This window comes from Candidatus Saccharimonadales bacterium, assembly GCA_036388415.1.
Lineage (GTDB): Bacteria > Patescibacteriota > Saccharimonadia > Saccharimonadales > UBA4665 > UBA4665.
Window position 1 is genome coordinate 685,357 of record DASVRW010000002.1, and the last position, 12,315, is coordinate 697,671.

The 12,315-nt window shown below is 46.9% G+C and carries 8 protein-coding genes; 7 read left to right on the plus strand and 1 reads right to left on the minus strand.

The window, feature by feature from the left end; translation table 11 throughout:
• Nucleotides 1-52: 52 nt before the first annotated feature.
• The 6 genes from VF575_03710 (at nucleotide 53) to VF575_03735 (ending at nucleotide 9,363) form a co-directional block, all read left to right on the plus strand.
• Nucleotides 53-511 (plus strand): DUF4385 domain-containing protein, encoded by a 459-nt coding sequence (locus VF575_03710; protein ID HEX8182682.1) that lies wholly within the window; start codon nucleotides 53-55, stop codon nucleotides 509-511.
• A 75-nt stretch (nucleotides 512-586) separates the two neighbouring features.
• A complete protein-coding gene (locus tag VF575_03715) occupies nucleotides 587-793 on the plus strand; it encodes a DUF2945 domain-containing protein (protein ID HEX8182683.1) in 207 nt (68 codons plus the stop codon).
• The gene (locus VF575_03720) at nucleotides 794-2,215 is read left to right on the plus strand and encodes a deoxyribodipyrimidine photo-lyase (protein HEX8182684.1); all 1,422 of its coding nucleotides are present in this window, start codon (nucleotides 794-796) and stop codon (nucleotides 2,213-2,215) included.
• A gap of 169 nt (nucleotides 2,216-2,384) precedes the next feature.
• Nucleotides 2,385-5,081 carry an ATP-binding protein gene (locus tag VF575_03725; GenBank protein ID HEX8182685.1) on the plus strand — a complete coding sequence of 899 codons (2,697 nt, stop codon included), beginning with the start codon at nucleotides 2,385-2,387 and terminating at the stop codon, nucleotides 5,079-5,081.
• Between the two features lie 435 nt (nucleotides 5,082-5,516).
• The gene (locus VF575_03730) at nucleotides 5,517-7,388 is read left to right on the plus strand and encodes a glycosyltransferase family 2 protein (GenBank protein ID HEX8182686.1); all 1,872 of its coding nucleotides are present in this window, start codon (nucleotides 5,517-5,519) and stop codon (nucleotides 7,386-7,388) included.
• Nucleotides 7,381-9,363 carry a galactose oxidase early set domain-containing protein gene (locus VF575_03735; protein HEX8182687.1) on the plus strand — a complete coding sequence of 661 codons (1,983 nt, stop codon included), beginning with the start codon at nucleotides 7,381-7,383 and terminating at the stop codon, nucleotides 9,361-9,363. Before VF575_03730 ends, VF575_03735 begins: the two co-directional genes overlap by 8 nt.
• A 138-nt stretch (nucleotides 9,364-9,501) precedes the next feature.
• Here VF575_03735 and VF575_03740 read toward each other — a convergent pair whose 3' ends face one another.
• Entirely contained in the window at nucleotides 9,502-10,572 is a 1,071-nt protein-coding gene (locus VF575_03740; protein ID HEX8182688.1) for a glycoside hydrolase family 6 protein, read from the minus strand.
• A gap of 154 nt (nucleotides 10,573-10,726) precedes the next feature.
• Here VF575_03740 and VF575_03745 point away from each other — a divergent pair, with 154 nt between their 5' ends.
• On the plus strand, nucleotides 10,727-12,271 hold the full coding sequence (locus VF575_03745) for a glycoside hydrolase family 6 protein (GenBank protein HEX8182689.1): 1,545 nt from the start codon (nucleotides 10,727-10,729) through the stop codon (nucleotides 12,269-12,271).
• Nucleotides 12,272-12,315: the final 44 nt, after the last annotated feature.

Sequence of the window (12,315 nt, forward strand, 5' to 3'; positions counted from 1 at the left end):
AGCTCCGTGCGTAAAATAAACGCCTGATTTTGGGTTTTGCTATAGTTGGTATATGGGCGACACCACATATGCAGATAATTACCGCAATATTGACTTTCGGCTTCATCCGGAAAAATATCGGATAGGTAGAGGTGAGCAAGGCGTCTTAATAGCTCAGCCCTACAAGGACGAGATTTTGCCGCATTGGAAATTTGCAACGCCAGAAGCTGCGACAATATCGGCACAGAAGATATTTAGTCTGTTTGAAGCCTATAAGCAACAATCAGATTTCGTCGGCATGGACATGGCCAGAAAATTCCTGCAAATGGGATTTACCCGGTCACGGCGCTATGCCAATCATGCTTCGGGACGCAAGTATAATGCCGACGGCACTGCCAAGCCGCAGGATGCTGCCTCGGAGACATCCGACAAAGCAGCCTCGGCCCGGATATTTTATGAATACTATACGAGGGCCAAGGAAGATACTATCTATCAAAGCCTGAAAGCTGAACATGTAGCCCGGCAATCGTAACTAAGGTAGTTATATTTTTTATTTCTCTGATGCGAGCCGTACCCTATACTGACAATCAAACTAAGGAGTAAGCCAATGACAGATTTTTCTAAAGTCGATAAAGTGAGCTGGAATACTCCGCAGGGCAAAACTCACGGCCATGTAACCCGCAAGCTAATCGACGACACAACCGTCGGCGGTCACCACGCCAAAGCCAGCGCAAGTGATCCGCAGTATGAAGTAGAGAGCGATACCTCCAGTAAAAAAGCCGCTCACAAGCCAGAAAGCCTGGACAAATCATAGATGCCCACTATTGTTTGGTTTCGAAACGACTTACGGCTGCACGACCACCCTGCTCTGTCTACTGCCGCGCAGGACGGTGAAGTAATCCCGGTATTTGTGTTCGACCCGAAACTTCTACATGGGCCGCGCGCCAGCTCAAACCGCAACCGCTTCCTACTTGAATCACTCCAGGATCTGCAAAATGGCCTGCGCACGCGCGGCGCTGACCTGGTCGTACTGCACGGTAATGCAGTGGAGGAACTAAGCAAACTGGCAAAACTGACTGGTACTGAGCATGTCTACTGCACTGCTGACTATACGCCGTTCGCACTCAAACGTGATAAAGCCGTCAAAGCCGCATTACATGCTCAATCTATCGAGCTACGATTATTTCCTGGACGACTAATAGTCAGCAAAATGGAAGGACTGCAAACGAAAGCCGGTACACCGCATAAAGTATTCACGCCGTTCTACAAGCAGTGGCTGACGATATCACGGCGCCGACTGGCAGAATTACCTAACTCCCTGCATATGCCGAGCGGCATCGGATCAACGGCCTTGGCTGAGTTGAGCGATATAGCCAAGCCAACCGAGCTCTCGCCTGATGCCCTGCCCGGTGGCGAAGCCGCCGCCCTGCGCCGTCTGAATAGCTTTCTACAAAACGGCGTCCAGGATTATGTCGACAAGAATAATGATCTGGGTGCAGAAGGTACCTCGCGGATGAGCCCGTATTTGCACTTCGGCTGTATCAGCCCATTATACATCGAGAGCATATTACCGCAGGACAATCCAGGACCGCGTGCCTGGCATCGCCAACTAGCCTGGCGTGAATTTTATAATTTCATATTGTTTCATTTTCCCGACAATGCCCGCTTGGAGTTCCAAGAGCGCTTCCGGAACCTTGAGTGGACCGACAGCACGGCGCTACTTGATGCCTGGAAGGCTGGTCAAACTGGTTATCCAATCGTCGATGCCGCTATGCGCCAGCTGCGACAAGAAGGTTGGATGCATAATCGCAGCCGGTTGATCGTCGGATCATTTCTTACGAAAGACCTGGGCTTAGATTGGCGACTAGGTGAAGCTCATTTCCTGCAGATGCTGATGGACGGCGACGAAGCCAACAATAACGGCAACTGGCAATGGATTACCAGCGTCGGCGTCGATCCGGCACCTGTTTTTCGCCGTTTGTACAATCCCGTAACCCAGCAGTTACGACACGATCCTGAAGGCACCTATGTCCGGCGCTACCTACCTGAACTCGCCGACGTGCCGACAAAGTACATTGCCGAGCCATGGACTATGCCGGACGATATACAGCAGAGCGCTGGCTGCATCATTGGCCAGCACTATCCTGCGCCGATTGTCGACCATAGCGAGGCACGCAAAATTGCGCTTGAACGCTTTCGAGTGGCAAGCGAAATATACAATCAACAGACGGTATGACGCTTCGCACAGGTTCAATACATACCAGGATCATATGTTCGTATTGCGCGAGATTTTTGCTGCAAATGACGCCAAGTAAGATGGTTGTGTCAGTAAACTGCACTTGTAGCCGGTTGTTATAACGGTTATGCTGTAAAGTAGATATCTGAGCAATTGTTGGTGGACAATTATGAAATTACAAACATCTTTTCAAAAACAAACTTCCATGGCGTTTGGAGTGCTCATCGTAATATGCAGCCTTTTTGCTGCTATTGGTTGGCAATATGCTCGTTTTTCACTACAAACCATGCCTGGCCTGCAACTCGGCGAGTTGCTCTGCGCTGTCGGACTACTGATCTGCGGCGTGGCAATTATTGCCCGAAGCTGGGCACAACCAAGGCTGTTTGCTGTGCTTGTATTTGCTTTGGCATGTACAGGAGCGCTCATATTATTACAAAGTTGGTTTGAAGTTGGTTTGTTACCAAATACACTTGAAGAAACTCCAGGGGTAAAGCGATTCATTGAGTCAACGGGGGTAGTGTATGTGATACTTTCCTGCACGCTGATACTCATGCAGTATCAAAGTCACAAAACCATGCGCATCGCATCTCGTATTCTACCGACAATTGCAGTACCAATTTCAATCATCGGTATGTTTGGAATGTTGTATTTTAATCTTGACATTGCTTTTGTACAGCCATTAGTTGTATCTTTACTTTTTCGAGCCGGATTAGCGCTGACTGCCCTCTACATCGTCTGTATCACCAACCAGTCGCTCATAAACCGACTGTACGTCGGTAAGCTCGGAATCCTGACAATCATTGTTCTGCTTGTCGTACAAATTGTGACTTTTTCAGCGTGGAGACAAGCTGAGCGGAATAATAACCTTGAGTCATCGGCAGCTATTGATAATGAAGTTCATAAATTTCATGATAAATTTGAACAAACGATTACAGCTTATGTCAGTGCGTTGCAAGGCTTTAAGGGTTTGTATGCTGCAAGTGAGGCGGTCGATCAAAATGAGTTTCAAAACTTTTATGATTCGCTTGATGACATTCGGACGTTTTCTGGCCTCAGAAACATAACATATGTTCAAATAGTGCAGTCAAAAGATCTTAGTAAATTTGCCCAAAACCAAAAAGCCGATGACAGTCTTGGTATTCAGGCAAATAAAAATTTCAGTTACAAAAATCTTAGCAATAATCAGACTCATTACATCGTTAGCTATCTTGCGTCGGCCGCTCAATCAACATCTGTCGGATTGGATCTCTCATCGGAATCAGATCGAAAACAAGTTTTTGATACAGTCTTAACAACAAACATGCCCCAAGCATCTCAGTCTGTTGTATTTAATGCCAACAACTTGATCGGGAGTGAAAAAGGCTTTTTTATCGTCATGCCAGTCATTCTCAAAAATACGATAACCCCTGTCGGGTTTGCGAATGCGAGCTTTGGCTACCAGCGTCTATTTGATCAGATAGACAAAGATATGGAGCAAACGGGTATCAGCTATATCATTCGCGACACTGCAGGCATAGAAATCTACAACAACGGGAGCAAATCTTCATCTAATTCTGAAGCCGCCACGACGATGCAGGTCACCAAATCAACCTTACCTGTTTTGTCTACATCTTTTGAGCTTAGCATTATTACTCCATCGAATTTTGGTATAACCGCCACCAAACACGCGCCCCTCTACACATTTTTAATTGGCCAACTGTTTTCAGTCATATTATTGATAGCATTTCTTGTACAAAGCACAACACTTCGACGAGCCGTGGATTATGCAAAGCTGATCAGGAAAGATCAGTTGCAACTTCAATCATCAATTAACAGTTTGCGTGTCGGCTATATACTCACCGAATCAACAGGCACAATTGTCATTATCAATGCAATGGCAGAAAAAATGCTACACATGCAGCAAAATACGCAGCATATAGAAAGTATTAAAGACAAGCAACTTCTACCAGCAATCTTATCATTGATCAAAAAGTCGGAACGGGCTGGGAAACATATGCGTCAGACAAATTTGCAGGTTGGCTCAAAATCCTATGCCATTGACGTCAATCCAGTTTTTGACGACAACCATACGCAAATTGGATCTGTTACACTTATCGAGGATATTACTGAATCAGTTGTTATAGCCCGGTCACGAGATGAGTTTTTCTCCATCGCGTCACATGAACTTCGAACGCCGCTGACTGCCATACGTGGCAACACGACGATGATACAGGATTACTACGGCGACCAAATACACGATGCCGACTTTAGGCAGATGATAGCCGACATACACGAATCCAGCGTCCGGCTGATAGATATCGTCAATGACTTTCTTGATGCGTCGCGGCTTGAGCAAAACAAGATCCAGCTCAGTATGGAAGTGTTTGACATCAACCATATTCTTGAGAGTGTTATTCATGAAATGGCGGCAACGGCTGCCGAGAAGCACAATCGTTTGGGCAGCGACACGACGACACTGCATTTGCCTGAAATATATGCAGATCGGAACCGAGTCAAGCAAATAGTCTACAACCTTGTTGGCAATGCAATGAAATTTACTGAATCTGGTACTATTACGCTCAGCGCAGCTGTCATAGATAGCAAAATTAAAATCTCGGTAACAGATAGCGGACCTGGTATCTCAGAAGTGAATCAAAAATTGTTGTTTCACAAATTCCAGCAAGCGAATGACAACCTGCTTACCCGCGAAGGCAGTCGCGGTACTGGCCTCGGGCTCTACATATCAAAACTGCTCTGTGAAAAAATGGGCGGCAATCTATCGCTCGATCAGTCAAAACTTGGCGTCGGCAGCACATTCTCTTTCAGCGTCCCTATTGCGACAGCGCTGCATAAAAAGCCTGGCTCGACAACCAATCTCACGAAGTAATTCAAACTAAACCGTCAGTCGACTAATCACCATAAATTGTAAACGCTTATGAATGCATAATTTGCAAGTATAGTATATGCTAATAAAGTTACTCTGTAGTTGCTTGAGGTCATCATTGCTACAAATAAGCAAGCATAGAATAACACCTTGCAAAAACAAAACATTGTCACTAAATCATCGGCTATAAAATGACGCAAATATATCCTCTGTAATATTTTTTACAGATTTTTTTGCAAATTTCGACAAGAATATGAAGATAATCATATCTTATAACGGTGAAAAAACAATTTATAAATACTTATTCTTGTGGCAACCATGCTGGCAGAAATAAGGTGGAGTTAAATGTTATGGACGTGGACACGACTATTTTAGAGAAGCATTGCCGTGTAGCGTCCAAGAGCAACGTAGCGGGACGGTGAAAGGTAGAAGCTGTTTATGAGTAAACGTCGTACGACACAATCGAAACTGATGCATCGTTTTAGCCGTCTCGCCGGACCGTTCGAAAAACTTTCGAAATACCAGCGAAACGCCTACACAGTAGAATTTGTGTCAATTCTTAGTAAGACACAACCAATTTATAGGTATTGGGCAAAAATTTTATCATATGGCGCCCTGCTACTGACAATCGCATTTGCAGTTGTATTGTTTCAACCGGAACACTGGATTATTAATCAGCAGCCAAATTCACCGACAAAAGTCGGCAATATAGCCATGCTTGTCTGTCTGGCTTTGCTGCAGATATTCGCAATTCTTGGCACAATCTCCGCCACTCGGTCAACGCTGCGCGCCAAAGATCCGGTACCGGTGCGCCCATTGCCTGGACTCCAGGTTGCATTCGCGACAACCCGCGCGCCTGGCGAACCAATCAGTATGGTTGAATCTACCCTGCAATCCATGCTAAGAGTTCGCTACGCCCGTGGAAAAGTTGACGTATGGCTGCTGGACGAAACCGGGGATGCATCGTTGCAGGAAATTTGTCGCAAGCTGAACGTTAAATATTTTAGCCGGGCAGGCGTACCAGAGTGGAACACGCTCAAACAGAAACACCCTCTCCTGCGAAAAGTATATGTGACTCTTACTCACTTTATTTTGCACGGTGACCTTGAGGAACTTCGGGGCCAGTCCTCTCATGATCCATTTTTTGCAGCGAAATCAAAACATGGCAATTTTAATTCGTGGATGCAATACATACAGTCGGAAGGCATTGAGTACGACATTTTGGCTGGCGTCGACACCGATCAGGTACCTGAGCAAAATTATCTTGAACGACTGCTTGGGTATTTCCGTGACCGCGATGTCGCCTACGCGGTTGGTCCACAGGTGTACGGCAACTACAGCGCAGGCTTAAAGGGCCTTGTAGCCCGATGGGCAGAATCGCAAGCCTCATTTTTCCAAAGTACGATTCAACGCGCCGGCAACGACAGTCAATCGGCTATGTTCGTCGGCACAAATTATGCGGTACGCATGACTGCACTGCGGCAAATAAATGGCTTTCAACCCTGTATAACCGAAGATATGGCGACAGGTCTGGCCATACATACCACGCGCAATCCTCAAACCGGCAACCGCTGGAAATCTGTCTACACACCTGACGTGCTGGCGCGCGGTGAAGGGCCTGACTTTTGGGGGCCGTACTTTACGCAGCAGTGGCGATGGGCCGCCGGGACATTTGATACTTGGAAACGAACAGTCTGGAGGGTATTTTTTAAATTATCTCCCAAGGCAATGTTGCACTATTTCTTGATTCTGACGTATTATCCACTTACGGCGCTAACCTGGCTGCTGGCATCAATCAGCAGCATCATCTACCTGACCACCGGATCGACCGCCATTTTAGCACCCTGGAGCGAATTCCTATCGCTTTATGCTATGACACTTGTTATGCAACTCAGTCTGTATTTCTGGAACAGACAAAATAACGTTTCGCCACACGAAGCGCCTGGCTCGTACGGCGTAGCTGGCATGGCGATATCAAGCCTGACAGCACCAATATATCTATCGGCGTTAATTGGAATCATAATTGGCAAAAAATCGAACTTTGTAGTCACTACCAAAGGTGGCAGCGACAATCCCGATTGGTTCCCATCTTTTAGAACCCATCTACAATGGGCGGGAATTTTAGGCATCGCGCTCATATTTGGCGTAGCGAATGGTCATAATCATCCGGCTATGCTGCTTTGGGCCGGTATATTAGTATTGCTTTGTTTGATACCCTTTGTTCTCGGTATGTCACTAGCCGCTCCGGAACGGTTCAATAAATATACGTCAGCAAAACAATTTAAAACGGAGGATGTTCCACATGTCTAATCAGCCGGCAGGCGTACGGCGCGGCCAACCATTTGTATTACTAATAACGACTATACTGGCGCTTTTGTTTGCATCCGCTCCAATATCAGTGCCGGCGCTAGCTGAATACGAGCACAATCAGCAGATCAATGATCCGGCATATATAAAAGAAAAGGGTCGATGGGACATCATTGATTTGCCTGAAGAATTTCGGATCAATACAATACATGCTGCACTGCTGCCAACTGGAAAAGTACTACTTGTAGCCGGTAGTGGGAACAATGAAGAAAACTTCAATAAATTCCACGAAGATGGGAAAATTGCCGTACTTAGAACGGTGGTATTTAATCCTGAAGATAATAGCGTTAAAAACGTTGTAACACCCGAAGATTTCTTTTGTGGCGGCCATTCGATGCTGCAATCAGGCAATTTATTAGTTGCGGGCGGTACAAGTGGGTATGAAAAGCTTGAAGGAAAAGTATCGAAGCCAGCTGGAAGTATGACGATACATAATGAAGATCCTGACAGCCAACAGCGTACCTTTAAAAAGGGAACAAAATTTATAAGTCCGGCGGGTAAAGCATATATATCCACCAATGATGTGGTAGTGGAGCCAGCTTCCAAAATGGATCACGGTGACGGCGACGTCATGATCCACCACAGTTCAGCAACAGTATTTGTCGAGGCCGAGAAGGCCGATGTATCGTATATTACAAAAGGTCAAAATCAATACCAGATCGAAGGACTGAAAGGCAGTGATGTGCAAAACATTTACGGCCAGGCCGGACCGATGACGCTCAACAAACAGGATTTCCGCGGCGATAATGTATCTTATGAATTTGACCCCGTCAGAGAAGAGTATGTTAAGACCAGCGATTTAAACGTCAGCCGCTGGTACCCGACGCTGACAACTTTGACAGATGGTAACGTCATTGCAACGTCCGGTCTTGATAACGCGGGTGTCATTACCACCACAACCGAAGAATACAACCCGGCAACTAAAAAATGGACGCTCGGCCCAAATCAGCAATTTCCAACCTATCCAGCGTTATTCCGAACTCAGAATCCAGATGTACTATTTTATTCTGGATCAAGTGCGGGATATGGGCCTGTAGACAAAGGTCGTAGTCCCGGCTTCTGGAACTATAAGTCAAACACCTTTAGTCCAGTAGCCGGTCTCAGGCAGCAAAATATACTCGAAACCAGCGGATCAGTTGCATTGCCGCCAGCCAAAGCCTCAAATGACGGCAGTCAAAGCCACCGCATCATGGTGGCAGGTGGTGGCGGAATTGGCGAATCGCCTCTCGCCACAGCGCGTACTGACATAATCGACTTATCGAATGCCCAGCCACACTACACGCCCGGTCCTGACTTGCCGGCTGCCTTGCGTTATTTGAACCTGGTAGTTACGCCGTGGGACGAAGTCATTGCAAATGGCGGCTCAGCAAACTATAGAGCCAAGGATAATAGCTACTCGAAACAAACATTTTCTATAGATCCTGCGACTAACAAAATTACCCCGCTCGCTGATGAACTTGTCGGTAGGAGTTATCACTCAGGTTCCCTGCTATTGCCTGATGGCCGTATTATCGTATTTGGCAATGACCCACTGTACAGCGACAAAGACAACACGGCTCCTGGAAAATTTGATCAGCGGCTTGAGATCTATACCCCGCCACAACTATACCGTGGCGATCGTCCCACATTGACCGGCGGTCCTGCATTACAACAGGTACAACGTGGGCAAACATTGTCATATGCGTTTTCGAACGCCAGTACAATTCGAACTGGCCGCATGATTCCACCAAGTTCAACTACGCACGTTACCAATGTCGAACAGCGTTCAATTGGGGTAATTGTCAAACAGGAAAATGACCAGGTAACCTTTACGCTACCGGGTGATAAGAATCTGATGCCCAATGGTTGGTACATGTTATTTGCAGTCAATGAATCTGGCACTCCATCTATCGCAAAAATGATACAAGTGACTGACTAAAAGTCGAAGCGTGACTTGGCTTAGTCAGATACATAGCTCGCTATATTACTTTCTATACTAATGACTTGAAGTAAAGTTCGGGTAATTATTAGAAATATACATACCTTCGTCAGGACGTCTGTAGACAGGTAGCAGGATTTACCTTTTAGCGTTACGGGCAAGTTCGAGAGCCAGGCGCGCATCCAGTGTCCCAGCCGGTGGATTACCAAAACAGTCACCGTCACTCTCGCCAGCATTCTTAACCCAAATATATGCATCAATGTACGCTTTATCGGTAGTGGTGGTGGGCACCGTCCCGAGCCCACGGCCCGCTGGATTACACCACCTGGCAGTTCCAGTAACATTCTTGGGAGCAGCCCCCGTACCATTTCGGCTGGTGTCAATAATGATACCCTTGTCAGATCCCAAACGATCAATAATAGCCTGAGACCAAGAAATTGTTTGATCGGTATCTACAAACGATGAGACATTTACGGCTATACCTCGTGCCTGGTCAATACCCGACTTCCGCAAGTGATCGATCAGCGTCTTTGGATCAGGTTTCCATTCAGCATTCCCGGCATCGAGGTATACCCCGAGGACCTGTTGGCTACTACTCAGTGTTTCAACGGTGGACTTTAGCAAACTGTATCGGGCCTCCCTTTTTTCAGTTGTCAAACAGCCTTGTTCATCGGCATGAGCAATTGAATCCGGCTCCAGTATAATAATGCTAGGTGTCTGTAAACTATCACGGATTTGGGCAATCCACTGCACGTATTGCTCGTTAGTCACAAAACCGCCTTTTGAAAATCCGGCACAGGCATCACGTCCAGGCAGTGCATAAAGTACGTATACTGGGGTCGTATCCGATGCGGCCGCTTCCTGTGAAGTGCGCGCAGCATCAGATACGTCGTTGGCAGCCGTTGGATCTGATTCTGATGGCCCTGTCAACCATGTTGATCCCGGCTGACTGGTGATACGGGACAGCAATGCCGCATCATCTGCCTTTCCTTGCTTTGTAAATTCGGCAGCCAACTTTGTAATCGATCGTTGGTCGTCACGGTATAGCGCCTTACCAAGCAGCGGGCTCGTACTACGTTCATCGGCCAGCATAGACATAGCATTTTCTTCCTTACCTTTGCTATCTGATATTGTATTTCGAATTATCATAAATCCGGCCAATATGAGCACGATGCTACCGGCGGCTAGTATCATTTGTTTGGTTGTCATTTGAAAATCTCTAATATCTGTCCTGTTAAACTTATATGTTATTGGCCGCAAAGAACTAGTATAGTCAAAATTAAGTTATCTAGCTGTGAAAATTTCCTTAGTGACGTAGTCTTTCGGGTATTGTATTTTAGCCATATCCATTATAATTGTGCTTATGCCATTTCACATGATAGTAACTGCAAAAAAAAATAATACCACAAAACAGAAATTTTATTTCTTATACGCACTTACATTTATCGCTGCATTGTTTGCACCTATCTATATTTCAATCAGTACTTACGCGTCAAACAATCCATTGACTGGCTCATCATTATTTGTAGACCCTAATGGAAACAATGCGACCGCCCAAGCGGCAGCCTGGCGCTCAACCCGGCCAATCGACGCCGCGCTCATGGATACGATTGCAAACCAACCAAAAGCATTTTGGATGGGTAATTGGACAGCAGATAGCCAGCAGGCAGCGAATGATTACGTCAGCCGCGCAGCTGGTGCGGGAAAAATGGGCGTGATAGTGGCCTACAACATTCCAAATCGTGACTGCGGCAGCCATTCCGCGGGTGGCGCCAGCTCACATGCCACCTACAAAAGCTGGATCGATGGCATGGCAACCGGTATTGGCGGTCGGCGAACGGTTGTTATTATCGAACCGGACGCAATTTCGCAGTTAGACTGTCTTGACCCTAGAGGCAAACAAGCCCGGCTCGATTCACTCAGTTATGCAGTGACAAAGCTAAAGGCAAGTAATGCCGTTGCTTACCTTGATGCTGGCAATAAGGGGTGGATTGGCGCCGCCGAAACCGCCGGTAGACTAGCTCGAGCAAATATCGGTGCCGCTGACGGCTTCAGTCTGAATGTATCAAATTTTTACACCGCCAATGAAACGATGCCATATGGCAGTGACGTCGCAAGTCGCCTTGGCGGGAAGCATTTTGTTATCGACACATCGCGCAGCGGCCTTGGGGCGAACGGTGAATGGTGCAATCCATCGGGACGGGCGCTTGGCAACCTACCTTCGTCGAGTACCGGTTCAGCTTTAGTTGACGCATATTTGTGGATCAAAGCGCCTGGAGAAAGCGATGGACCCTGCAACGGCGGCCCGGCTGCGGGAAACTGGTGGCCAGAATACGCCCTCGGACTTGCCCAAAGAGCACAGCAGTCAAGCAACGCTCCGTCGCGGCCCACATCCCCTCCGCCAGCACCTGCAACAGTGGCCAGTCCAGCAACAGTTACGCCGAAGCCAGTAGCCCCAAGCCTAGAGCCGTCCGCCAAAAAATCTTCACCAGTTATTACACAACCAGTACAATCAAATGTGCAGGGCACCTTCAATGTAGTGTCAGCACCATTAAAACCCGGTGAAAAGGTTGCCGTACTCGTTAACGGTAACCCGATTAAAGGCACAACCATAGATACCAAGAAATTAAAAAACGGCAAACATATCATAACGATACATAAGACAGATAAAAGTGGGCGTGCCACGACCACGCAACAGCATATACTGGTTGCAAACAAATTATCTCTGACCGATAAAATACGGAACAGTAGTGCGCCGATTGCCACTCTAGCCTTTGCCACCCCGATTCGAACATCGATAGTAGCAGTCATCGCTGGTTTTGTGATCAGTATACCGTCATATTTCCTGTACCTACGCAGTAAACCATCGCGGCACCGTACGAAACTCGTACGATATTCTAGCAAGTAATCAGCATATGTTCACACCAGCGCAGGTTGCTGTCGCCGTAACGC

Excerpts from the sequence above, each read along its gene's own strand:
- VF575_03735 (HEX8182687.1), top strand. The coding sequence starts at position 7,381 with ATGTCTAATCAGCCGGCAGGCGTACGGCGCGGCCAACCATTTGTATTA.
- VF575_03715 (HEX8182683.1), top strand. The coding sequence starts at position 587 with ATGACAGATTTTTCTAAAGTCGATAAAGTGAGCTGGAATACTCCGCAG.
- VF575_03730 (HEX8182686.1), top strand. The coding sequence starts at position 5,517 with ATGAGTAAACGTCGTACGACACAATCGAAACTGATGCATCGTTTTAGC.
- VF575_03740 (HEX8182688.1), bottom strand. The coding sequence starts at position 10,572 with ATGACAACCAAACAAATGATACTAGCCGCCGGTAGCATCGTGCTCATA.
- VF575_03745 (HEX8182689.1), top strand. The coding sequence starts at position 10,727 with ATGCCATTTCACATGATAGTAACTGCAAAAAAAAATAATACCACAAAA.
- VF575_03725 (HEX8182685.1), top strand. The coding sequence starts at position 2,385 with ATGAAATTACAAACATCTTTTCAAAAACAAACTTCCATGGCGTTTGGA.
- VF575_03720 (HEX8182684.1), top strand. The coding sequence starts at position 794 with ATGCCCACTATTGTTTGGTTTCGAAACGACTTACGGCTGCACGACCAC.
- VF575_03710 (HEX8182682.1), top strand. The coding sequence starts at position 53 with ATGGGCGACACCACATATGCAGATAATTACCGCAATATTGACTTTCGG.